The following is a 22,281-nucleotide window of genomic DNA, read 5'->3' as shown; positions in this document are numbered from 1 at the left end:
ACCGCTCGGTCGACGGGGGCCTCGTCCGTGCCGGGCGGGCTCAGGCGGTGAGGCCGAGCCGCGACATCCGGCGCGTGTGCTGCGCGGTGAGCTCGCCGAAGAGCTTGGTCGGCGGGTTGGCGGGGGCGGTGCGCCCGTCCGCCTGCTGCTCGTCGGCGACCCGGGCGTCGCCCGTGCCGCTCGACACCAGCCGCACGAGCCCCGGGCGCTGCACGAGCAGCCGCTGCACGACGCCGAGCGCCTCCCCCACGAGCCGGCGGCCCCACAGCGCGAGCCGCGAGCTCAGCGCGCCGTCGTCGGACCCGGCCGCGTCCAGCTCCGCGACGGCGAGCTCGGCGTGCGCGGCGTCGTCGAGGACCGCGAGCACGACCCGGCGGGACTCCTCGTCGAGACCCGCGGCGGCGACCCGGCAGAAGTCGTCCGCGACGCCGTAGCCCACGTACGCCTTCAGCAGCCGCTCCCACCACGTGCTGGGCTGGGTGCGCGCGTCGAAGTCGTCGAGCACGTGGTCGAACTGGGCGATCGCCGCGACCGGGTCGGCACCGAGCTCGGCGATCCGCGCGAGCACGGTGTCACGACGCGTGACCGCGGCGGCCGCGAACCGGCTGAGCTGGAGCCGCTGGTCGGCCGTCGGGGCCTCCGCGGCGTCGGCGGCGAGCCGCGCGAACGCGACCTGCTCCAGCTGGGCGACCAGCCCGAGGAGCTCCACCGTGTCGGCCTGCGACGGCCCTGGGGTGGCGACGGACGCGTCGTCGGGACCGGCCGGGCGTGCGTGCGTGGTCATCCGTGGATCGTATGCCGACGCCACGCCGCCGTGCGCGGAACGGTCCACAGGCTCGTCGGATACGCTGTGCGGGTACATCGGTTGCCCGGTCGTCTCGGAGGGGACGCCGTCCCCGGTCCCAGGACCGGCTCGCGCAGCGCCGGACGTCCGTCCGCAGCGGCTCGCGAGCGACTTTCACGATCGGCTGCCGGCCCACCCGCGTGGTGACCGCTGTCGCCCGGGACCGCCGCGATCGACGGCCGCTCCTGGACAGCGCGCGGACCACCACCCTGCGCAGTGAGAAGCCAACGTGACGACGACCGACCCCGGCACCACCGTCGACTCCCCCGACACCCCCGACACCTCCGCGGCCAGCGCGCTCGCCGCGCCCATGACGCGCCCGCTGCGCTCCACGTACTCGTCGGTGCAGGCCGTCGACGCGTCCTTCGCGGACTTCGACGTCCGCCCCGAGATCGTCCAGGCGCTCGCCGACGCGGGCATCTCGCACCCGTTCCCGATCCAGGCCATGACGCTGCCCGTCGCGCTGTCGCGGCACGACATCATCGGCCAGGCCAAGACGGGCACCGGCAAGACCCTCGGCTTCGGCGTCCCGCTGCTCCACGCGGTCGTCGCGCCCGGCGAGGAGGGCTACGACCGCCTCCCGGCCGCCGGCAAGCCGCAGGCGCTCGTCGTGGTGCCGACCCGTGAGCTCGCGGTGCAGGTGGCCGGCGACCTCGCGACCGCGTCCGCGCGCCGGACCGTGCGCGTCGTCCAGGTGTACGGCGGTCGCGCGTACGAGCCGCAGATCGAGGCGCTCGCCAAGGGCGTCGACGTCGTCGTCGGCACGCCGGGCCGCATGATCGACCTGCTCAAGCAGCGCCACCTCGACCTCACCCACGTGCGCACGGTCGTGCTCGACGAGGCCGACGAGATGCTCGACCTCGGCTTCCTGCCCGACGTCGAGACGCTGCTCGCCGCGACCCCCGCGTCGCGCCACACGATGCTGTTCTCCGCGACCATGCCCGGCGCGGTCGTCGCGATGGCGCGCCGCTACATGACGCAGCCGACGCACATCCGCGCGGCCGACCCGGACGACGACGGCAGCCAGACCGTCAAGAACATCAAGCAGGTCGTCTACCGCGCGCACGCGCTCGACAAGGTCGAGCTGCTCGCGCGCATCCTCCAGGCGAACGGCCGCGGCCTGACGATCGTGTTCGCGCGGACCAAGCGGACCGCCGCGAAGGTCGCCGACGACCTCGTCGAGCGCGGGTTCGCCGCGGGCGCGCTGCACGGCGACCTCGGCCAGGGCGCGCGCGAGCAGGCGCTGCGCGCGTTCCGCCACGGCAAGGTGGACGTGCTGGTCGCGACCGACGTCGCCGCGCGCGGCATCGACGTCGAGGACGTCACGCACGTCGTCAACTACCAGTGCCCCGAGGACGAGAAGACCTACCTGCACCGCACGGGCCGCACCGGCCGCGCGGGCAACAAGGGCACCGCGGTCACGTTCGTCGACTGGGACGACATGCCGCGCTGGTCGCTCATCGACAAGGCGCTCGGTCTCGGCATCCCCGAGCCGGTCGAGACGTACTCGTCGTCGCCGCACGTGTACTCCGACCTCGACATCCCCGAGGGCGTCAAGGGTCGCCTGCCGAAGGCGCAGCAGACCCGCGCGGGCCTCGCGGCCGAGGCGATCGAGGACCTCGGCGAGACCGGCAAGCGCGGCGGCGGCGCCGGTGCGCGGACCGGGAGCGCCGGATCGCGCGGGCGCGGCGGCGAGCAGCGCGGCGGCGAGCAGCGTGGCGGTCAGCTGCGTCGCGACGACGAGGGTGCCCGCGAGGGCGGCCGTCGTCGTCGGCGCGGTGGCCGCGGCGGCTCGGGCGAGGGCGCGGCCACGTCCGAGGGCGGCGAGCCCACCGAGCGCCCGCAAGACGGCGCCGACGCGACCGGCACGGAGGGCGCCGAGAGCGCGTCGGGCGGCGCGCGTCGCAGCCGGTCGCGCAACCGTCGCCGCACGCGCGGCGGCCGTCCGGTCGAGGGTGGCGCCGCTCCGTCGGCCCCGGCCGACGCCTGACGCCCCGCGGCCCACGACTCGCGGCTGACGCCACCGAGCACGCACGAAGGGCGCGCACCCCGCCGGGGGTGCGCGCCCTTCGGCGTCCCGACGCCGCGGACGGCCGGCGTCAGGCGGCCTTGATGAACGCCTCGACGGCGTCGGCGACGAGCTGGACCGCGATCGCCGCGAGGAGCAGACCCGCGATGCGGGTGACGAGGATCGTGCCCGACTCCCCCAGCACGCGATGGATGACGTTCGCGAACCGCATGGCGAGGTAGAGGCAGATGTGGACCGCGAGGACGCCGAGCGCGATGGCCACCCAGTCGGCCGTGGTCCCGTCGGACTGGGTCACGAAGACCATGGTCGCGACGATCGCACCCGGCCCGGCGAGCAGCGGCGTGCCGAGCGGGACGAGCGCGACGTTGACGTTGGTGTTCCCCGACGGCTGCGGCTCCTCCATCTTGCCGGTGAGCAGCTCCATCGCGACGAGCAGCAGCAGCAGACCGCCGGACGCCTGCAGCGCGGGCAGCGACACGTGCATGTAGCTGAGCAGCGACTGCCCGAACAGGGCGAACGCGACGACGACGCCGAACGCGACGGCGACGGCCTGCCGGGCGGCGCGGTTGCGCTGCACCCGGGACATGGCGCTCGTCAGCCCGAGGAAGATCGGGACGGTCCCCGGGGGGTCCATGATGACGAACAGCGTGATGAACACCGACGCGAACAGGTGCACGTCGAGCACGTTCGACACCTGGGCTCCTTACCCTCCGAGCACCGGCAACCGCCCCTGCTCCACGATCGCCGCCAGGACGTGCGGCTCGGTGAGATTCTCCCCCAGCCGGTTGACCTTCCCGTCACCGTGGTAGTCGCTCGACCCCGTGACGAGCAGCCCGAGCCGCTCGGCGATCGCCGTCAGGCGCTCGACCTGCGCGGGCGAGTGGTCGCGGTGGTGGATCTCCAGCCCCGCGAGCCCGGCGGCGGCGAGCTCGTCGAACACCTCGTCCGGGACGACCCGTCCGCGCGCGTCGGCGCCCGGGTGGGCGAAGACCGGCACCCCGCCCGCGGCGCGGATCGCGCGGACCGCTCTCACCGCCGACGGGGCGTAGTGGGGCACGTGGTACGGGCCGTCCGAGCGCAGGAGGTGCGCGAACGCCGCGGACCGGTCCGGCACGACGCCCCGCGCGACGAGCGCGTCGGCGATGTGCGGGCGGCCCACGACCACGGCGTCCGCGCTGTGGTCGAGCACGTCCTGCCAGGTGATCGGCACGTCGGCGGCGAGCAGCTCGACCATCGCCTCCGCACGGTGCACGCGCGAGCGCCGGGAGCGCTCGAGCTCGTCGCGCAGCGCCGGGACGTCCGGGTCCTGCAGGTAGGACAGCACGTGCACGCTGATGCCCGCCGACCGCGCGGAGACCTCGGTGCCGCGCACCAGGCGCACGCCGTGCCGGGCCGCCGCGTCGGCCGCCTCGTCCCACCCGGCGGTCGTGTCGTGGTCGGTGAGGGCCACCACGTCGAGCCCCGCGTCCGCCGCCGCCGCGACGAGGTCCGCGGGCGCGTCCGTGCCGTCGGACGCCGACGAGTGGGTGTGCAGGTCGATGCGCATCCGGACACCGTAGTGCGGCCGGCGGGCACGTCCCGTGGTCGTCGTCGCCGCCGATGGGACAATGGCGCGATGACGACCGAGCCCACGCCCGAGACCGCCCGACCCGCCGTCGAGACGTCGACCGAGACCGCCGAGCAGCCCCTCGCGGACCGCGGCAGCAACCGGTCGCAGCGCCCGGGCTCGGCCGAGTTCCTGCGGTTCGTGACGTCCGGCTGGGGGGAGCGCCCCGCGTCGACCGCGACGCGCAGTCCTGCGGCCGACCACACCGAGCGGCGCCGAGCGGCGCTGTCCGCGCAGTTCCCCGGCGAGCGGCTCGTGGTCCCCGCCGGCACCTTCAAGGTGCGCTCGAACGACACCGACTACCGCTTCCGGCCGCACTCGGCGTTCGCGCACCTCACCGGCCTGGGCGTCGAGCACGAGCCCGACGCCGTGCTCGTCCTGCACCCCGTGCCCGACGGCGAGGGCGACGGCGGGTCGGGCCACCGCGCGGTCCTCTACCTGCGCCCGCTCGCGGGCCGCGACACCGCGGAGTTCTTCTCCGACGCGCGCTACGGCGAGTTCTGGGTCGGCGCGCGGCCGACGCTCGAGGACGTGGAGACGGTCACGGGCATCACGACCGCGCACCTCGACGACCTGCGCGACGCGCTCGCGAAGGACGCCGGCGCCGACGGCGTGCAGGTGCTCGTCGTGCCGGACGTCGACGAGGCCGTCGAGGAGGTCGTCGCGGAGATCCGCGCGACCGAGGCCGCGGGTGCGCGCGACGAGAAGCTCGCCGAGGCGCTGTCCGAGCTCCGCCTGCTCAAGGACGCGTACGAGGTCGAGCAGATGCGCCTCGCGGTCGACACCACGATCGAGGGCTTCGAGAAGATCGTGCGCGCGCTGCCCGCCGCGCAGGAGCACCGCCGCGGCGAGCGCGTCATCGAGGGCACGTTCGTCGGGCACGCCCGCCAGGAGGGCAACGCGGTCGGCTACGAGACGATCGCCGCCGCCGGCGAGCACGCGACGACGCTGCACTGGATCGACAACGACGGCCCGGTCCGCGCGGGCGACCTCGTCCTGGTCGACGCGGGCGTCGAGGTCGACTCGCTCTACACCGCCGACGTCACGCGCACGCTGCCCGTCGACGGCACGTTCACCGAGGTCCAGCGCCGCGTCTACCAGGCCGTGCTCGACGCCGCCGACGCCGCGTTCGCCGTCGCGAGGCCGGGGACGAGGTTCCGCGACGTGCACGACGCCGCGATGCGCGTCATCGCTGCGCGGCTCGAGGAGTGGGGCCTGCTGCCGATCTCCGCGGAGGACTCGCTCAAGCCCGAGAACCAGCACCACCGCCGGTGGATGGTGCACGGCACGAGCCACCACCTGGGCCTCGACGTGCACGACTGCGCGCAGGCGCGCGCCGAGCTCTACCTCGACGCGGAGCTGCAGCCCGGCATGGTGTTCACGATCGAGCCCGGCCTGTACTTCAAGTCCGACGACCTGCTCGTGCCCGAGGAGTACCGCGGCATCGGCGTGCGGATCGAGGACGACGTGCTCGTCACCGCGGACGGGAACGAGAACCTGTCCGCGGCGCTGCCGCGCGACCCCGACGCCGTCGAGGCGTGGATGCAGGGACTGCTCGGGCGCTGACGCTCAGCGGCCGTCGGCGTCGCCCGCGGGGGGCGTCGGCGGCTGCGGGTCCGGCGTCTGCGGTGCGGGCGGCGCGACGGGCGGCACGCTCGGCGACGCGGCGGGCGGGGCCGTCGACGGCGCCGGCGGCGGGTAGGACGCCGCCGGGTCGGACACCGGCGTCGGCGGGGTCACCGCGGGGCGCGCGGGCCAGCCGGACTGGACGCCGCCGACCTCGCGCAGCAGCTCCCGGGCCTTGTGCGCCTGCTCCGTCTGGCACAGCACCGCGTAGGACGACGCGACGATCTGGCTCGACGACGTGAAGTCGCGGCGCCCGCGCGAGAACGAGTACGTGATGACGGAGAACAGCAGACCGAACGCGCCGCCGATGAGGATCGCGGGGATGAACGGGCTGCTCGACCCCGGCGCGGTGAACAGCGACAGCAGCAGGCCGACGAACAGGCCGAACCAGGCGCCGGACACGAACCCGCCCAGCGCGACGCGCGGGTAGGACAGCCGCCCGGTGACGCGCTCGACCATGCGCAGGTCGGTGCCGACGATCGTCACGAGCTGCACGGCGAACGCCTTGTCGGCCAGGTGGTCGACGGCACGCTGCGCCTCCAGGTAGGTCGCGTACGACGCGACCGTCTCGCCCTGCGGCGGCGTGGGGGTGCGGGGGACGCGCGGACCCGTGAACGACATGCCGCGATCCTCCCCCACGGCGCGCACGGATGCCACCAGCCGATGCGGTCGCACCCCGTTAGGCTGCGACCGTGAGCAGCGTCGGGACCAGGGTCTTCGTCGCGCGCCTCGCCGGCACCACCGTCTTCGACCCGCTCGGCGACGAGGTCGGGCGGGTGCGCGACGTCGTCGTGCTGGTCCGCCCCAAGGGTGCGCCGCGCGCGGTCGGGCTCGTCGTCGAGGTCCCGGGCCGGCGTCGCGTGTTCCTCCCGCTCACGCGCGTGACGGCCGTCGACGCCGGGCAGGTCATCTCGACCGGCCTCGTCAACATGCGGCGGTTCGAGCAGCGCTCCACCGAGACGCTCGTCGTCGGCGAGCTCCTGGACCGCACGGTCGACCTCGCGGACGGGTCCGGTCAGGCGACGGTCGAGGACGTCGCGATCGAGCTCCAGCGGGGTGGCGACTGGCTCGTCACGAAGGTCTTCGTCCGGCGCCGACCGGCCGGCAAGCCCGGGCTGCTGCGCCGTCGTGGCGAGACGCTGCTCGTGCCCGTCGAGGGCGTCATCGCGCTGGGCCGCACGTCCACGAGCGCGCAGGGCGCGGAGCTGCTGCTCGCGCAGTACGAGGACCTCAAGGCCGCCGACCTCGCCGACGTGCTGCACGACCTCGGCACGACCCGCCGCCTCGAGGTCGCGTCCGCCCTCGACAACGAGCGCCTCGCCGACGTGCTCGAGGAGCTGCCCGAGGACGACCAGGTGGCGATCCTCCAGGGCCTGGCGCTGGCGCGTGCCGCCGACGTCCTCGAGGCGATGCAGCCCGACGACGCCGCCGACCTGCTGGGCGAGCTGCCCGACGAGCAGGCGGCCGAGCTCCTCGAGCTCATGGAGCCCGAGGAGGCGAAGGACGTCCGGCGGCTCCTCGCGTACGAGGACAACACCGCGGGTGGCCTGATGACGACCGAGCCCGTGATCCTCGGGCCCGAGACGTCGATCGCGGCGGCCCTCGCGCACGTGCGCCGGCAGGACCTCGCGCCCGCTCTGGCGTCGATGGTGTTCGTCGCACGCCCGCCGCTGGAGACGCCGACGGGGCGGTTCATCGGCGTCGTCCACCTCCAGCGGATGCTGCGCGAGCCCCCGCACGAGTCGATCGGCTCGATCGTCGACACCGACGTGGAGGCGATCCCCGCGGACGCCGCTCTCATGTCGGTCACGCGACAGCTCGCGACCTACAACCTGCTCGCGCTGCCGGTCGTCGACGAGGAGAAGCGCCTGCTCGGCGCGGTGTCCGTCGACGACGTGCTCGACCACCTGCTGCCCGAGGACTGGCGCGAGACCGACGAGGAACCGCGCGTCACGCTCCCGGCGACCCCGACGGCCCAGCCAGGGGTCGGTCGTGGCTGAGCGGCTCGACCTGCCGCGCGAGACGCGGCGGGTCCTGCTCCGGCGCCCGCGCGTCGACTCGGAGCGGCAGGGCCAGTGGTCGGAGTCGATCGCGCGGTTCCTCGGCACGCCCCGGTTCATCATCTGGCTCACGGTGTTCTGCGCCGTGTGGATCGGGTGGAACACCCTCGCGCCTGAAGGCCTGCAGTTCGACAAGGCCGACCTCGGCTTCACCGCGCTGACGCTCGTGCTGTCGCTCCAGGCGTCGTACGCCGCGCCGCTCATCCTGCTCGCGCAGAACCGGCAGACCGACCGGGACCGCGTGCAGTTCGAGCAGGACCGGCAGCGCGCCGAGCGGAACCTCGCGGACACCGAGTTCCTCGCGCGGGAGGTGGCCGCGCTGCGCATCGCGCTGTCCGAGGTCGCGACGCGCGACTTCGTCCGCTCCGAGCTGCGCAACCTGCTCGAGGAGCTCGCCGAGGAGCGCGAGGCCGAGCGCGAGGAGCGGGAGCGCGCGGAGCAGGAACGGGCCGAGCAGGAACGGGCCGAGCAGGAACGGGCCGAGCAGGAGCGGACCGACCGACCGGTCTGACCCGGCCGCGGTCGCCGTGCGGCCGTCTCGCACGGGACCCTCGTCCCGGCCGGTCCCCGGGCGCCACCTACGATGTGGGCATGCCCCAGCCCGACCCGACGACCCTCGACGCCGCCGTCCGCGGCGCGCTCGCGACGGTCCTCGACCCCGAGATCCGCCGCCCGATCACCGACCTCGGCATGGTCCGGTCGGTGGACGCGGACGTGGACGCGACGCCCGCGGGTGCGCGCGTGCGGGTCGGCGTCGACCTGACGACACCCGGCTGCCCGCTCAAGGAGACGCTGACCCGGGACGTGACGGCCGCCGTGCAGGCGGTCGAGGGCGTCGCGGAGGTCGTCGTCGAGCTCGGCGTGATGACGGCCGAGCAGCGGCAGGCGCTGCGCACGCTGCTGCGCGGCACGGACGCCGAGCCGGAGATCCCGTTCGCGAAGCCGACGTCGCTCACCAAGGTGTACGCGATCGCGTCGGGCAAGGGCGGCGTCGGCAAGTCGTCCGTCACGGCGAACCTCGCGGTCGCGCTCGCGGCCGACGGGCTGCGGGTCGGGGTCGTCGACGCCGACATCTACGGCTTCTCGATCCCCCGCATGCTGGGCGTGACGCGTCCGCCGACCAAGGTCGACGACATGCTGCTGCCGCCCGTCGCGCACGACGTGAAGGTCGTGTCGATCGGCATGTTCGTGCCGCCCGGCCAGCCCGTCGTGTGGCGCGGGCCGATGCTGCACCGCGCGCTGCAGCAGTTCCTCGCCGACGTGTTCTGGGGCGACCTCGACGTCCTGCTCCTGGACCTGCCGCCCGGGACGGGCGACATCGCGATCTCGGTCGCGCAGCTGCTGCCGGGATCCGAGATCGTCGTCGTGACGACCCCCCAGGCGGCGGCGGCCGAGGTCGCCGAGCGCGCGGGGTCCGTCGCCGTGCAGACGCGCCAGCACGTGGTGGGCGTCGTCGAGAACATGTCGTGGCTGGAGCAGCCGGACGGGTCGCGGCTCGAGCTCTTCGGTGCGGGTGGCGGTGCGCGGGTCGCCGAGAACCTCGGCCGGCTGACGGGCGGGGAGGTGCCGCTGCTCGGTCAGGTGCCGATCGACGTGACGCTGCGCGAGGCCGGAGACGCGGGGACGCCGGTCGTGCTCTCCGCGCCCGACTCCCCCGCCGCCCGCGCGCTCCGGGAGGTCGCCCGTGGCCTGTCGGCCCGCCGGCGCAACCTCGCGGGACGATCCCTGGGCCTCACGCCCACCGCTCGCTGACGAGCGCGCGCGACGGCCGGGCACGGGCGACACCGTCCTCCTCCACGTCCGGCACGCCGGCCGTCGGGTGTTTGATGTTGTTCGGTTGTGTGTGATGATGTCGGGGTGTTGGCGAGCCAGCGGCAGGAGCACATCCTCGCGGTCGTCCGGGCGCACGGTGCGGCCCGGGTGGCCGACCTCGTCGTGAGCCTCGACGTCTCCGACATGACCGTGCGGCGCGACATCGCGGAGCTCGCGCGCGCCGGCCTGGTGCGCCGCGTGCACGGCGGGGCCGTCGCACCCGACGCCGGCGGGCGACCCACCGACGAGCCGGGCTTCGAGGCCAAGCGCACGTGGGCGCAGGACGAGAAGCGCGCGATCGCCCGCGCCGCGCTCGCGACGGTCGAGCCCGGCCAGTCGATCGCGCTGTCGGCGGGCACGACGACGCACCTGCTCGCCGAGCTGGTCGCCGCGACCCCCGCGCTGCGCCCGCTCACGGTCGTGACCAACGCGGTCGGCGCCGCGGACGTGCTGCACCGCGCGACCCCCGGCGACGACCGGCTCGAGGTCATCCTCACGGGCGGCGTGCGCACCCCGTCGGACGCGCTCGTCGGCCCCGTCGCCGACGCCACGCTCGCACGCCTGCGCGTCGACCGCGCCTACCTCGGCGTGCACGGCGTCGACGCGGACGGCCTCACGACGCCGAACCTCGCCGAGGCCGCCACGAACCGCGCGCTGATCGCCGCCGCAGCGGCCACCACGGTGCTCGCCGACCACACCAAGTGGGGCGTCACCGGTCTCGCACGCATCGCGACCCTCGACGAGGTCGACGTCCTGCTCAGCGACGAGGGTCTGCCCGACGACGCCCGGCGTGCCGTCGCCGACGCGACCCGCCTCCAGCTCGTCCCCACGACCACGCCCGCCACCACCACCCCCGGAGAGCGCCCGTGAGCACCACCCCCGCCGTCCGCAAGACGGTCACGCACATGGCCGACGGCCGCGAGCTCGTCTACTTCGACGACAGCGAGCCCTACGTCTCGGGCGCCGCGACGCGTCGGCTCGACGACCCGCGCCCGCTCCCCGACCGGTTCGCACCCGTCGTCGACGAGCACGGCGTCGCGCACCCGATCACCGGCCCGGAGCTGCGGCAGGACCCGCTGACGGGCGACTGGGTCGCGATCGCCGCGCACCGCATGAACCGCACGTTCCTGCCGCCGGCCGACGCGAACCCGCTGGCGCCGGCACGACCGGGCGCGACGTACCAGGACGGCGAGATCCCGGACACGGACTACGACGTCGTGGTGTTCGAGAACCGGTTCCCGTCGCTGCTCGCGGTGCCGGGGGTCGTCGACGAGCCGACGGCGTCGGACGGCGAGGAGCTGTGGACGGTCCGTCCCGCGGCGGGCCGCTGCGAGGTCGTGTGCTTCTCGTCCGACCCGACGCAGTCGCTGCGCACCGTGGGTCCGCGCCGCATGCGCACGATCGTCGAGGCGTGGGCGGACCGCACCGAGGTGCTCGGTGCCCTGCCGCGCATCGAGCAGGTGTTCGTGTTCGAGAACCGCGGCAAGGAGATCGGCGTCACGCTGCACCACCCGCACGGCCAGATCTACGCGCTGCCGTACCAGGCACCGCGCACGGCGGCGATGGTCGCGCAGGCGCGGGCGCACCACGACGCGACCGGGCGGCTGCTGGGCCGCGACCTGCTCGACGCCGAGCTGCGCGCGGGCACGCGCGTCGTGCTGGAGTCCGAGCACTGGGTCGCGTACGTGCCGTTCGCGGCGCGCTGGCCCGTCGAGGTCCACCTGGCGCCGCGTCGTGACGTCCCCGACCTGCCGGCGCTCACCGACGCCGAGCGCGCCGACCTCGCCGACGTCTACCTCGAGCTGCTGCGCCGCCTCGACCTGTTCTTCGTCGACGACGAGTCCGCCATCCCGCTGCCGTACATCGCGGGCTGGCACCAGGCACCCGTGCACGACGGTCGGGACGTGTCGCGGCTGTTCCTCCAGGTCTTCTCGGTGCTGCGTGCGCCGCACAAGCTCAAGTACCTCGCAGGGATCGAGTCGGGCCTGGGCGCGTGGGTCAACGACACGACGCCCGAGCGGATCGCGGCGCGCCTGCAGGACCTCGCATGAGCGCGCTGACGTGGGTCGAGGCGTGGCCGGGCGCGGAGGGCGCGCAGCGCGCACGCTCGCTGTTCACGGCGTCGTTCGACACCGACCCGGACGGCACGTGGTCGGCACCGGGCCGGGTCAACCTCATCGGCGAGCACACCGACTACAACGGCGGCCTCTGCCTGCCGATCGCGCTGCCGCACCGCACGTACGTCGCGGTGCGACGCCGTGACGACGACCTGGTGCGCCTCGTGTCCGCGCAGGACGCGGGCCGGCTGCGCGAGGTGCGCCTCGCCGACGTCGCGCCCGGCGCGGTCGACGGCTGGCCGTCGTACGTCGCCGGCGTCGCGTGGGCGCTGCGCGAGGCGGGTCACGCGGTCGGCGGGTTCGACGTCGCGGTCGACTCGTGCGTGCCGTTCGGTGCGGGGCTGTCGTCGTCGGCCGCGCTGGAGTCGGCGGTCGCGGTGGCCCTCGACGCGACGCACGGGCTCGGCCTCGCGGGTCCCGCGGGCGAGCCGGACGACGCCGGCCGTGCGCGCCTCGCGGCGGCGTGCGTGCGCGCGGAGAACGAGATCGCGGGCGCCCCGACCGGCGGCATGGACCAGGCGGCGTCGCTGCGCGCCCGCGACGGCCACGCGCTGCTGCTCGACTGCCTCGACGGGTCCGTCCGGCACGTGCCGTTCGACCTCGCCGCGGACGGCCTCGCGCTGCTCGTCGTCGACACCCGCGCCGCGCACGCGCTGGTCGACGGCCAGTACGCCGCGCGACGTGCGGCGTGCGAGGCGGCGGCCGCCCGGCTGGGTCTGGGCACGCTGCGCGAGATCGCCCCGGAGGCGCTCGACGACGCGCTCGCCTCGCTCGACGACGGCTCCGACGAGGGCACCGTCCAGGTCCGGCGCGTGCGGCACGTGGTGCGGGAGATCGCACGCGTGCAGGACTTCGTCGCGCTGCTCGACGCCGACCGCCTGCGGGACGTCGGACCGCTCATGGACGCGTCGCACGCATCGCTGCGGGACGACTACGAGGTGTCGTGCCGCGAGCTCGACGTCGCCGTCGAGGCCGCGCGGGCCGCGGGCGCGCTCGGCGCGCGCATGACGGGCGGCGGCTTCGGCGGGTCGGCGATCGCGCTCGTCGAGGCGGACGCGGTGCCCACGGTGGCGACCGCGGTCGACGCGGCCTTCGCGGCCGAGGGCCTCCGCGCCCCGGCGTTCTCCGTCGCGCTCCCGGGCGGCCCGGCCGCCTGACGGCACTCACCGACGGCGATCGTGCAGGTGGTGGCACTAGTACGCGTTCCGCAGTAGTGTTCGGCGCGGAGTAACACCGTTGTCATCCCCCGGGTGGATCCGTGTCCCGGGACGGCGTCAGTACGGTTCCTCCGCACCCGACCACCTGCATGCGAGGAGTCCGCCCGTGGGCGTCACCCGCCGGATCATCTTCCCCGCCCTCCGACTGCTCGTGTGGGCGGTCATCGCCGTCGCGCTCGTGCGGATCGCGTTCGACGGGGCCGACCTCGACACCACGAGCGACGCGCTCACCCCGACGGGCTCGGTGTCCGAGCCGACCGTCGAGGCGGAGACGGGCACGATCACCAACGTCGTCACCGTCCAGGGCGCCGTCGTCGCCGACCCCGCCGTCGTCGTCCGCGCGACGCTCGCCGGGACCGTCTCGAAGCTGCTCGTCGCCGACGGTGCCGCGGTGCAGGCGGGCACCCCGCTGCTGGAGATCCGCCAGGAGACGCCGCAGGACCCGATCGTCAAGACCGACCCGGTGACGGGCGAGCAGACGACGACCGAGCGCAAGCCCAAGGTCACCGTCGAGGTCGTCAAGGCCCCGGTCGCCGGCACGCTCGCGATGCCCACCCTCAAGGACCAGGTCCTGTCCGTCGGCGACGAGGTCGGCAAGGTGTCGCCCGGCACGCTCTCGGTGAGCGGGACCCTCACGCCCGACCAGCAGTACCGCCTCATCGGCGCCCCGACGACCGCCCAGGTCACGCTCAACGGCGGCCCCGCGCCGTTCGAGTGCACCGGCCTGCGGATCGGCACCTCCGCCGCGCCCGGCGGTCAGCAGCCGGAGGACGGGACGACGACCTCCGGGTCCGGGACGCTCGCCTGCGCGATCCCCGCGGGCGTGACCGCGTTCGCCGGCCTCGGCGCGTCCCTCCAGGTCACCAATGGTGAGGCGAAGGACGCGGTCGTCGTCCCCGTCACCGCCGTGCAGGGCAGCGTCCAGAACGGCAACGTCTGGGTCGTCGCGGCCGAGGGCGACGAGCCCGAGCAGCGCGCCGTGAAGCTCGGGCTGACCGACGGCACGAGCGTCCAGATCACCGAGGGCCTCGCGCTCGGCGACACCGTCCTGCAGTTCATCCCCGTGCCGGGCGGCGCCGACGGCGAGGTCGACTGCTCCGACCCGGCGCAGTACGACCCGACGGTGTGCGGCGGATGAGCCTCCTCGAGCTGACCGACGTCACGCGGTCCGTCCGGCTGCCCGACGACCGGATGCTGCACATCCTGCGCGGCGTGACGGTGGCCGTCGACGCGGGCGAGCACGTCGCGATCGTCGGGCGGTCGGGCACGGGCAAGTCGACGCTGCTCAACATCCTGGGCCTGCTCGACGCCCCGACGACGGGCGAGTACCTGCTGGAGGGCGTGCCGATCCAGCGGCTGTCGAGCCGCACCCGCACGCTCCGCCGCGGGCGGGACTTCGGCTTCGTCTTCCAGCAGTTCAACCTGCTGCCGGGCCGCACCGCGCTGGAGAACGTCACGGCGCCGCTGCTGTACGCGCGCGGCCGGCAGTTCTGGGGCCGCACGCGGCTCGCCGCGGAGATGCTCGACCGGGTCGGGCTCGGCGACCGGCTGGACACCATGCCGGAGAAGCTGTCCGGCGGCGAGCAGCAGCGCGTCGCGATCGCCCGGGCGCTGGTCCGAGGGCCGCGCGTCATCCTGGCCGACGAGCCCACGGGCGCGCTCGACGTCGAGACGGGCGGCGAGGTCATGGACCTGCTCGACGACATCGCCTCCCAGACCGGGGCGGCGCTCGTGACCATCACGCACGACCTCGCCGTCGCCGCGCGTGCCGAACGGCAGTACCGCCTCGCCGAGGGGGTGCTCGTGCCGATCACCCTCGACACCGGGTCCCACTGGGTCGGTGACGTGCCGACGCAGGTGGCCGACCGGGGCGGGGCGGTCGAGCGACGGCTCCTGCCCGGCACGGCCGCGAGCCCGAGCGCCGACGACGACGTGCAGGAGGTCCGCGCATGACCGGGATCGTCGGGGCGCTCGTCGAGGCCTGGGACGAGCTGCGGATCCACAAGCTGCGCGTGCTGCTCGCGCTCATCGGCGTCGCGTGCGCCGTCACCGCGATCACGGGCGTCACCGCCGTCGTGTCGATGCTCAGCCAGTCGTTCAGCGAGCAGCAGGAGCGCCAGACCGGTCGCTCCGTGACGATCACGTTCAGCGCCAGTCCCCGGACCGAGAGCGCGCAGGCGGACACCGCGCGGCTCGACGCGACGTACCGCGAGACGCTCGAGCGGTACGGGATCGAGCACGCGAGCCGCCGGCTCTACACGCCGCTCGAGGCGCGCTTCCCCGACGGCACGCAGCCGGTGGACATGCAGGCCGTCGACGCCGAGTACGGGACGCTCATGCGGCTCGTACCCGACGAGGGCCGGTGGTTCACGAGCCGCGACGCCGACGCGTACGCGCCCTCGCTCGTCGTCAACGAGACCTTCCTGCGCACCCTCGGCTTCGAGGACCTGTCGTCGCACCCCACCGTCGAGATCGGCGGCGACCACCCGGTGCTGGCGACGATCATCGGCGTCACCGCCGACCCGTACCCGGACATGATGCCGAGCGCGTTCGTGCTCTACGGCCAGTACGAGCGCTGGCTCACCGCCGCCGGGGACGACGCGTCCGCGAGCATGGGTGCCTGGCGGCCGATGCCCGAGCTCATGGCCTGGGTGCCGCGCGAGGAGCACCGCGCGCTCCAGGCGCAGATCCGCCGCGACGTCCAGGCGGCCGTCCCCGGCTTCGAGGTGTGGTCGAGCGACAACGACTGGGACGCGAGCGCGATCGACGGGGCGACGAAGTGGGTCGGCATCGGCGTCGGCGGGTTCGCCCTGCTGCTCGGCGGGCTCGGTCTGGTGAACATCGCGCTCGTCACGGTCCGGCACCGCATCCGGGAGATCGGCATCCGCCGCTCGTTCGGCGCGACGTCGAGCCGGGTGTTCTTCGGCGTCATGCTCGAGTCGGTCGTCGCGACGGTCGTCGCCGGGCTGGTCGGCGTCGTGCTGGCGGTCGCGATCGTGAAGAACATCCCCGTCGACCGCGTGTTCGGCGGCGGGATCCAGGACATGCCGCCGTTCCCGTTCTCCGCGGCGCTGGTCGGGATGGCCGCGGCGACGTTCGTGGGCGCCCTGGCCGGGCTCGTCCCGGCGCTCGTCGCGGTCCGGGTCAAGGTGATCGACGCGATCCGGTACTAGGGCTCCGCGGGGCCCGACGGGTCGGCGGGACGGCCGGCGCCGCGGTGGGCGTCACGCGTGACGTCCTCGTGAACGGCGACGAACATCGAGTACGCGGTCCCGCCGGGGGTCGCGGGCCGCGCCGCGAACTCGTCCGCGAGCGCGCCGAGCCGCGAGACGAGCTCCGCGTACCCGTCGGCGTCGAGCCGCAGACCGAGGCGCGTCATGTTGACGGTGTCCGGGTCGACGAGCGCGACCTCCTCGAGGAACGCGTCCAGGAGGGTGCGGCCCATCCCGGGCTGGTCGTCGCGCAGCTGCCACGTCCGCCCGGTCGCGCGGTACGGAACCTCGCGGGCTCCCCGCGTGCCGCGCCGCGGCGGCTCGGCCACGAGGAAGCCGCGGTCGACGAGGGTGCGGACGTGGTGCAGCACCGTGGCAGGGTTGCGGCCCAGGGCGTCGGCGATCTCGCGGTTGGTGCGCGGCTCGTCGAGGCACAGGCGCAGGATGCGCAGCCGCAGCGTGCTGGCGAGCGCCCGGGCGTCGGCGTCGCGGTCGGCCGTGAGGTCCGGCGGCTCGGGCGGGAGCGACCCGGCCTGGACGGTGTGGGCGCCGGCCGCAGGAACCTCCGCCGTCGCGTGCGCGTCGTGGGTGCTCATGCCCCACTGTCGCACACTGATTGACTTTTCCCAATCACTGACGCCACCCTGGACCCGTGACCACCCCACCCGCTCCCGCGACGGCACCGGCCACCCCGCGCCGGTCGCTCATCCACCACGCGGACTTCCGCCGGCTCTGGGCCGGAGACGCGCTCGGCCAGCTCGGCACGCAGCTCACCGTCATCGCGCTCCCCGTCCTCGCCGTCGACACCCTCGCGGCGAGCGAGTGGGAGATGGGCGTCCTCAGCGCCGCCGAGACGCTCGCCTTCCTCGTCATCGGCCTGCCCGCGGGTGCATGGGTCGACCGGATGCGCAAGCGCAACGTCCTCATCAACGCCGACCTCGTGCGCGCGCTCGTCCTCGGCGTCGTCGTCGTGACCGCCCTCACCGGGCACGCCTCCATGCCGCTGCTCATCGGCGCCGCGCTCGTCATCAGCGTGTGCAGCACGTTCTTCGACGTCGCCCACCAGAGCTACGTCCCGTGGCTCGTCGGCCTCGACCACATCGTCGAGGGCAACTCCAAGCTCCAGTCGACGCAGTCCGTCGCGATGGTCGTCGCCCCCGCGATCGCCGGCGCCCTGCTGCGCGTCGTCGCCGCGCCCGTGCTCATGGCCGTCAACGTCGTCACGTACCTCGTCTCCGCCGTCGCCGTCGGGCGCATCCGGCACCGCGAGCAGCCGCCTGCACCCGAGACGCGCCGGCCGCTGCGCGTCGAGATCGCCGAAGGCGTGCGGTTCGTGGTCCACCAGCCCTTGCTGCGGCGCATCGTCGCGTGCACCGGCATCGGCAACCTCTTCGGCACGGCCGCCGGCGCCCTCAGCGCGATCTACGCGCTGCGCGTCCTCGGCCTCGACACCGCCGCGTTCGGCACCGTGATGTCTGCCGGGGCGATCGGCGGGCTGCTCGGCGCTGTCGCCGCCGACCGGCTCGCGCGCCTCGTCGGCGAAGGGCGGATCATCCCCCTGTCCGCCCTGCTGTTCGTGCCCGCCGCCGCGCTGCCGCCGCTCGCCGTCGTCGTCGACGTGCCCGCCCAGGTCATGCTCATCGCCGGCGGCTTCCTGTTCAGCTTCTCGGTCGTCGTCTACAACGTCGCGCAGGTCTCGTTCCGGCAGCGGCTGTGCCCGCCCGCGCTGCTCGGGCGCATGAACGCGTCCGTGCGGTTCTTCGTCTGGGGCACCATGCCGCTCGGCGGCATCCTCGGCGGGTGGCTCGGCACGCAGATCGGCGTCGTGCCGACCCTGTGGGTGTGCGTCGGCGGTGCGCTGCTGTCGACGATCCCCGTCGTGTTCTCGCCGCTGCTCGGCATGCGTGACCTGCCGCGCCCCGACGACGCCCCGACGGGTCAGGCGCCGACGGACGAGGACGCGACGACGCCGACGACGTGAGGCCGCTCGACGTCCCGCGCGCCGCACCGGCCGTCGGCGACGAGGACCGTCAGAGGTCGTACTCGACGACCAGCGGTGCGTGGTCCGAGAACCGTTCGGCGTACGTCGCCGCCCGGTCGACCGTCGCGCTCACCGCGGCGTCCGCGAGGTCCGGCGTCGCGAGCTGGTAGTCGATCCGCCACCCCGCGTCGTTGTCGAACGCCTTGCCGCGCCACGACCACCAGGTGAACGGGCCAGGCCCCTCACCACCGAGCTCGCGGCCCAGGTCGTGCCACGACAGGTCGTCGAACCAGCGGTCCAGGTAGGCGCGCTCGCGCGGCAGGAACCCCGCGGCCTTGAGGTTGCCCTTCCAGTTCTTGATGTCCGCCTCGCGGTGCGCGATGTTGAGGTCGCCCGCGACGACCGCGTACCCGCCGTCTCGCGACAGGTCCCCGAGCCGCGCGGTGACGTGGTCGAGGAAGGCGTACTTCTCGTCCATCGACGGGGTCCCGAGCGTGCCCGAGTGGATGTACGTCGAGACGACCGTGAGCTTGCGCGCGGGGGCGCCGTCGTGCGACGGCACCGCGAGGTCCGCCTCGACCCACCGCCCGGTGTCACCCGTGACCCCGGTCCTCAGGCCGATCCGCACCGCGTCCATGGGCAGCCGTGACGCGATCGCGACGCCGGCCCGGCCCTTGGTCTCGGACGCCTCGTGCGCAAGGTGCCACTCGCTCGCGGACAGGTGGTCGGCGAGGATCTCGTCGGACGCGCGGACCTCCTGCAGCAGCAGGACGTCGGGCTTGCGCGCCTCGAGCCACTCCCCCATGCCGCGCTTGTAGGCCGCGCGGATGCCGTTGACGTTGACGCTGGCGATCGTGAGCACCGGACCATCCAACCCCACGCCGCCGACAGGCCCGGCCCCCTCCGGCCGGGCCTGCGGCGAGCGGCGGGTCACTCGCCGCGGTAGGCAGCCTCCAGCGCGGCGATGTCGAGCTTCTTCTGCGTGAGCATGACCTGCGTCGCGCGCGCGGCGCCCTCCGGGTCGGCGTCGGGCGACATGGTCCACTGCGCGAGCTGGCGCGGGACGACCTGCCACGAGAGGCCGAACCGGTCGGTGAGCCAGCCGCACGCGACCTCCTCGCCACCGCCCTCGAGCAGCGCGTCCCAGTAGCGGTCGAGCGTCTCCTGGTCGTCGACGTCGACGAGGAACGAGAACGCGGCGTTGAGCGTGAGCGAGGCGCCGGCGGAGATGGCCGTGACCGGCATGCCGTCGAGCACGAACTCGACGAGGAACGGGTCGCCCTTCTTGACGTCCGGCATGTCGGCGGGCGCGTGGACGATGTTCGTGATCGACGAGTTCGGGAAGACCGAGACGTAGAACTCGGCGGCCTCGACGGCGTTGTCGTGGTACCAGAGGTGCGGCTGGACGATGCCCATGACGGGTCCTCCCGGGAGTCGGCGGGTCGACGGTCGTCGACCACTCTCCTCCCGACAGACCGGCCCCGGTACCCGCACTCATCGGGGTACCGGGGCCGATGTCGGACCGGGCGGGCGGATCAGCCCGCGAGGCGCTCCGCGGTGTCGACGACGTTGCTCAGCAGCATCGCGCGCGTCATGGGACCGACGCCGCCCGGGTTGGGCGACACCCACGACGCGATCTCGAGGACGCCCGGGTCGACGTCGCCGACGACGCGGCTCTTGCCGGTCTCCGGGTCGGTCGCGCGGGACACGCCGACGTCGATGACGACGGCGCCCGGCTTGACGATGTCGGCCGTGATGATTCCCGGCACGCCCGCCGCGGCGACGATCACGTCGGCGTTGCGGGTGTGCTCCGCGAGGTCCTCGGTGCCCGTGTGCGTGAGCGTGACGGTCGCGTTGATCTCCCGTCGGGTGAGCAGCAGCCCGATCGACCGGCCGACGGTCACGCCCCGCCCGACGACGACGACGTCCGCGCCGCGCAGGTCGACGTCGTGCCGCAGCAGCAGGTCGACGATGCCGCGCGGGGTGCACGGCAGCGGGCTCGTGACGGGCTCGTTGACGCGCAGGACCAGCCGCCCCAGGTTCGTCGGGTGCAGGCCGTCGGCGTCCTTGTCGGGGTCGATGAGCTCGAGGACGCGGTTCGTGTCGATCCCGCGCGGCAGCGGCAGCTGCACGATGAACCCGGTGCACTCCGGGTCCTCGTTGAGCCGACGGACCGCCGCCTCGATGTCCTCCTGCGTCGCGTCGGCCGGGAGGTCCTCCCGGATCGACGCGATGCCGACCTCGGCGCAGTCACGGTGCTTGCCCTCGACGTACCAGCGCGAGCCGGGGTCGTCGCCGACGAGCAGCGTCCCGAGGCCCGGGCGGATGCCACGGGTCGCGAGGGCGGCGACGCGCTCCGCGAGCTCGCCCTTGATGCGCGCCGCCGTGGCCTTGCCGTCGAGGATCTGTGCCGTCATGTGCGCCGCCTCAGTACTGCTGGAGGCCGGAGTACAGCGGGAACGCCTCGGCCAGCTTGGCCACACGGGCCCGCAGCGCCTCGACGTCGGTCGACGCACCGCCGACGAGCGCGGTCGCGATGATGTCGGCGACCTCGGTGAACTCGGCGTCACCGAAGCCGCGCGTCGCGAGCGCGGGCGTGCCGATGCGCAGGCCCGACGTGACGCGCGGGGGGCGCGGGTCGAACGGCACGGCGTTGCGGTTCACGGTGATGCCCGCGGCGTGCAGGAGGTCCTCGGCCTGCTGGCCGTCGAGGTCCGAGTGCCGCAGGTCGACGAGCACCAGGTGCACGTCCGTGCCGCCCGTGAGGACGGAGACGCCCGCGTTCGACACGTCGGTCGCGGTCAGGCGGTCCGCGATGATGCGCGCGCCGTCGATCGTCCGCTGCTGGCGGTCCTTGAAGTCCTCGGTGCCGGCGACCTTGAACGACACCGCCTTGGCGGCGATGACGTGCATGAGCGGGCCGCCCTGCTGACCCGGGAACACCGCGGAGTCGATCTTCTTGGCGTACTCCTGCTTGCTCAGGATGAAGCCCGAGCGGGGGCCGCCGATCGTCTTGTGCACGGTCGACGAGACGACGTCCGCGTGCGGGACGGGCGACGGGTGCAGGCCCGCGGCGACGAGGCCCGCGAAGTGCGCCATGTCGACCCAGAGCTTCGCGCCGACCTCGTCGGCGATCTCGCGCATCGCGGCGAAGTCGAGGTGCCGCGGGTAGGCCGACCAGCCGCCGATGATGACGTCGGGGCGGTGCTCGAGCGCGGCCGCGCGGATCGCCTCGGGCTCGATGCGGAACGTCTGCGGGTCCACGCCGTACGCGGCGACGTCGTACAGCTTGCCGGAGAAGTTGATCTTCATGCCGTGCGTGAGGTGGCCACCGTGCGCCAGCTCCAGGCCGAGGATCTTGTCGCCCGCGTTGATGAGCGCGTGCAGCACGGCCGCGTTGGCGGTGGCGCCCGAGTGCGGCTGGACGTTGGCGTGCTCGGCGCCGAACAGGGCCTTCGCGCGGTCGATCGCGATGTTCTCCGCGATGTCGACCTGCTCGCAGCCGCCGTAGTAGCGGCGGCCCGGGTAGCCCTCGGCGTACTTGTTGGTGAGCACGGAGCCCTGCGCCTGCAGGACCGCGCGCGGGACGAAGTTCTCGGAGGCGATCATCTCGAGCGTGCCCTGCTGGCGGGCGAGCTCGCCGTCGAGGACGGCGGCGATCTCCGGGTCGAGCTCGGAGATGTTCTGGTCGAGGATCGGGGTCTTGTCGGCGCTCATCGGGCGACTCCCTGGGGCATCAGCGGACGGATCTTCTCGTGACGGGAGAGGTGGCACCGG

Annotated in this window: 21 protein-coding genes; 12 read left to right on the top strand and 9 right to left on the bottom strand. The window is 74.2% G+C overall.

Going from position 1 to position 22,281, the window contains the following annotated elements; translation table 11 throughout:
* Positions 1-40 precede the first annotated feature (40 nt).
* Positions 41-784, bottom strand: a complete 744-nt coding sequence (locus tag OOT42_RS06110) for a ferritin-like fold-containing protein (RefSeq protein WP_273654003.1) — start codon at positions 782-784, stop codon at positions 41-43.
* Between the two features lie 289 nt (positions 785-1,073).
* Between OOT42_RS06110 and OOT42_RS06105 the strand changes: the two genes are divergently transcribed.
* Positions 1,074-2,834, top strand: a complete 1,761-nt coding sequence (locus OOT42_RS06105) for a DEAD/DEAH box helicase (RefSeq protein WP_423775967.1) — start codon at positions 1,074-1,076, stop codon at positions 2,832-2,834.
* 109 nt (positions 2,835-2,943) lie between these two features.
* Here OOT42_RS06105 and OOT42_RS06100 read toward each other — a convergent pair whose 3' ends face one another.
* Together OOT42_RS06100 and OOT42_RS06095 are read right to left on the bottom strand one after the other, a co-directional pair.
* Positions 2,944-3,567 carry a MarC family protein gene (locus tag OOT42_RS06100; protein WP_273654002.1) on the bottom strand — a complete coding sequence of 208 codons (624 nt, stop codon included), beginning with the start codon at positions 3,565-3,567 and terminating at the stop codon, positions 2,944-2,946.
* A gap of 9 nt (positions 3,568-3,576) precedes the next feature.
* Positions 3,577-4,419 carry a PHP domain-containing protein gene (locus OOT42_RS06095; protein WP_273654001.1) on the bottom strand — a complete coding sequence of 281 codons (843 nt, stop codon included), beginning with the start codon at positions 4,417-4,419 and terminating at the stop codon, positions 3,577-3,579.
* A 69-nt stretch (positions 4,420-4,488) separates the two neighbouring features.
* Between OOT42_RS06095 and OOT42_RS06090 the strand changes: the two genes are divergently transcribed.
* Entirely contained in the window at positions 4,489-6,045 is a 1,557-nt protein-coding gene (locus OOT42_RS06090) for an aminopeptidase P family protein (protein ID WP_273654000.1), read from the top strand.
* A 3-nt stretch (positions 6,046-6,048) separates the two neighbouring features.
* On the opposite strand, the gene OOT42_RS06085 is transcribed toward OOT42_RS06090, so the two are convergent.
* Positions 6,049-6,726: a general stress protein gene (locus tag OOT42_RS06085; protein ID WP_162352627.1), complete on the bottom strand. Its 678-nt coding sequence runs from the start codon at positions 6,724-6,726 to the stop codon at positions 6,049-6,051.
* Between the two features lie 71 nt (positions 6,727-6,797).
* On the opposite strand from OOT42_RS06085, the gene OOT42_RS06080 reads away from it, so the two are divergent.
* The 9 genes from OOT42_RS06080 to OOT42_RS06040 all read left to right on the top strand — a co-directional run bounded on the left by OOT42_RS06080 (position 6,798) and on the right by OOT42_RS06040 (position 16,484).
* A complete protein-coding gene (locus tag OOT42_RS06080) occupies positions 6,798-8,105 on the top strand; it encodes a magnesium transporter MgtE N-terminal domain-containing protein (RefSeq protein WP_124343977.1) in 1,308 nt (435 codons plus the stop codon).
* A complete protein-coding gene (locus tag OOT42_RS06075; protein WP_273653999.1) occupies positions 8,098-8,676 on the top strand; it encodes a DUF1003 domain-containing protein in 579 nt (192 codons plus the stop codon). The genes OOT42_RS06080 and OOT42_RS06075 overlap by 8 nt, the downstream gene beginning before the upstream one ends.
* An 80-nt stretch (positions 8,677-8,756) precedes the next feature.
* A complete protein-coding gene (locus OOT42_RS06070) occupies positions 8,757-9,917 on the top strand; it encodes an Mrp/NBP35 family ATP-binding protein (protein WP_273653998.1) in 1,161 nt (386 codons plus the stop codon).
* Between the two features lie 105 nt (positions 9,918-10,022).
* Positions 10,023-10,847 carry a DeoR/GlpR family DNA-binding transcription regulator gene (locus OOT42_RS06065; protein WP_162352630.1) on the top strand — a complete coding sequence of 275 codons (825 nt, stop codon included), beginning with the start codon at positions 10,023-10,025 and terminating at the stop codon, positions 10,845-10,847.
* 35 nt (positions 10,848-10,882) lie between these two features.
* Positions 10,883-12,028: a galactose-1-phosphate uridylyltransferase gene (gene galT, locus OOT42_RS06060; protein WP_273654788.1), complete on the top strand. Its 1,146-nt coding sequence runs from the start codon at positions 10,883-10,885 to the stop codon at positions 12,026-12,028.
* Positions 12,025-13,251, top strand: a complete 1,227-nt coding sequence (gene galK / locus OOT42_RS06055; protein WP_273653997.1) for a galactokinase — start codon at positions 12,025-12,027, stop codon at positions 13,249-13,251. The genes galT and galK overlap by 4 nt, the downstream gene beginning before the upstream one ends.
* A gap of 166 nt (positions 13,252-13,417) precedes the next feature.
* On the top strand, positions 13,418-14,449 hold the full coding sequence (locus OOT42_RS06050) for an efflux RND transporter periplasmic adaptor subunit (protein ID WP_273653996.1): 1,032 nt from the start codon (positions 13,418-13,420) through the stop codon (positions 14,447-14,449).
* The gene (locus OOT42_RS06045) at positions 14,446-15,264 is read left to right on the top strand and encodes an ABC transporter ATP-binding protein (protein ID WP_273653995.1); all 819 of its coding nucleotides are present in this window, start codon (positions 14,446-14,448) and stop codon (positions 15,262-15,264) included. The genes OOT42_RS06050 and OOT42_RS06045 overlap by 4 nt, the downstream gene beginning before the upstream one ends.
* Entirely contained in the window at positions 15,261-16,484 is a 1,224-nt protein-coding gene (locus OOT42_RS06040) for an ABC transporter permease (protein WP_273653994.1), read from the top strand. Before OOT42_RS06045 ends, OOT42_RS06040 begins: the two co-directional genes overlap by 4 nt.
* Here the strand turns inward: OOT42_RS06040 and OOT42_RS06035 are convergent.
* Positions 16,481-17,119: a winged helix-turn-helix domain-containing protein gene (locus tag OOT42_RS06035; RefSeq protein ID WP_273653993.1), complete on the bottom strand. Its 639-nt coding sequence runs from the start codon at positions 17,117-17,119 to the stop codon at positions 16,481-16,483. The two genes, OOT42_RS06040 and OOT42_RS06035, sit on opposite strands and share 4 nt — an antisense overlap.
* Positions 17,120-17,175: 56 nt before the next feature.
* On the opposite strand from OOT42_RS06035, the gene OOT42_RS06030 reads away from it, so the two are divergent.
* Positions 17,176-18,504: an MFS transporter gene (locus OOT42_RS06030; protein ID WP_273653992.1), complete on the top strand. Its 1,329-nt coding sequence runs from the start codon at positions 17,176-17,178 to the stop codon at positions 18,502-18,504.
* A 49-nt stretch (positions 18,505-18,553) separates the two neighbouring features.
* Here the strand turns inward: OOT42_RS06030 and OOT42_RS06025 are convergent, their stop codons facing one another.
* The 4 genes from OOT42_RS06025 to glyA all read right to left on the bottom strand — a co-directional run bounded on the left by OOT42_RS06025 (position 18,554) and on the right by glyA (position 22,221).
* Complete coding sequence (locus tag OOT42_RS06025; RefSeq protein WP_273653991.1) at positions 18,554-19,366, bottom strand: exodeoxyribonuclease III; 813 nt, start codon at positions 19,364-19,366, stop codon at positions 18,554-18,556.
* 68 nt (positions 19,367-19,434) lie between these two features.
* Entirely contained in the window at positions 19,435-19,920 is a 486-nt protein-coding gene (locus tag OOT42_RS06020) for a VOC family protein (RefSeq protein ID WP_273653990.1), read from the bottom strand.
* 119 nt (positions 19,921-20,039) lie between these two features.
* Complete coding sequence (locus tag OOT42_RS06015) at positions 20,040-20,921, bottom strand: bifunctional methylenetetrahydrofolate dehydrogenase/methenyltetrahydrofolate cyclohydrolase (protein ID WP_168678282.1); 882 nt, start codon at positions 20,919-20,921, stop codon at positions 20,040-20,042.
* 10 nt (positions 20,922-20,931) lie between these two features.
* Entirely contained in the window at positions 20,932-22,221 is a 1,290-nt protein-coding gene (gene glyA, locus OOT42_RS06010; RefSeq protein WP_273653989.1) for a serine hydroxymethyltransferase, read from the bottom strand.
* Between the last annotated feature and the right edge of the window lie 60 nt (positions 22,222-22,281).

The sequence above is a fragment of the Cellulomonas fimi genome (assembly GCF_028583725.1).
Lineage (GTDB): Bacteria > Actinomycetota > Actinomycetes > Actinomycetales > Cellulomonadaceae > Cellulomonas > Cellulomonas fimi_B.
The sequence above is the reverse complement of the archived record's forward strand: the minus strand, read 5'-3'. Positions and strand labels throughout refer to the sequence as shown.

Bases quoted from the DNA above. Each gene is read 5' to 3' on its own strand.
- OOT42_RS06020 (WP_273653990.1), bottom strand. From the start codon at position 19,920: ATGGGCATCGTCCAGCCGCACCTCTGGTACCACGACAACGCCGTCGAG.
- galT (WP_273654788.1), top strand. From the start codon at position 10,883: ATGGCCGACGGCCGCGAGCTCGTCTACTTCGACGACAGCGAGCCCTAC.
- OOT42_RS06095 (WP_273654001.1), bottom strand. From the start codon at position 4,419: ATGCGCATCGACCTGCACACCCACTCGTCGGCGTCCGACGGCACGGAC.
- OOT42_RS06090 (WP_273654000.1), top strand. From the start codon at position 4,489: ATGACGACCGAGCCCACGCCCGAGACCGCCCGACCCGCCGTCGAGACG.
- OOT42_RS06045 (WP_273653995.1), top strand. From the start codon at position 14,446: ATGAGCCTCCTCGAGCTGACCGACGTCACGCGGTCCGTCCGGCTGCCC.
- galK (WP_273653997.1), top strand. From the start codon at position 12,025: ATGAGCGCGCTGACGTGGGTCGAGGCGTGGCCGGGCGCGGAGGGCGCG.
- OOT42_RS06015 (WP_168678282.1), bottom strand. From the start codon at position 20,921: ATGACGGCACAGATCCTCGACGGCAAGGCCACGGCGGCGCGCATCAAG.
- OOT42_RS06085 (WP_162352627.1), bottom strand. From the start codon at position 6,726: ATGTCGTTCACGGGTCCGCGCGTCCCCCGCACCCCCACGCCGCCGCAG.
- glyA (WP_273653989.1), bottom strand. From the start codon at position 22,221: ATGAGCGCCGACAAGACCCCGATCCTCGACCAGAACATCTCCGAGCTC.
- OOT42_RS06035 (WP_273653993.1), bottom strand. From the start codon at position 17,119: ATGAGCACCCACGACGCGCACGCGACGGCGGAGGTTCCTGCGGCCGGC.
- OOT42_RS06070 (WP_273653998.1), top strand. From the start codon at position 8,757: ATGCCCCAGCCCGACCCGACGACCCTCGACGCCGCCGTCCGCGGCGCG.
- OOT42_RS06040 (WP_273653994.1), top strand. From the start codon at position 15,261: ATGACCGGGATCGTCGGGGCGCTCGTCGAGGCCTGGGACGAGCTGCGG.
- OOT42_RS06110 (WP_273654003.1), bottom strand. From the start codon at position 784: ATGACCACGCACGCACGCCCGGCCGGTCCCGACGACGCGTCCGTCGCC.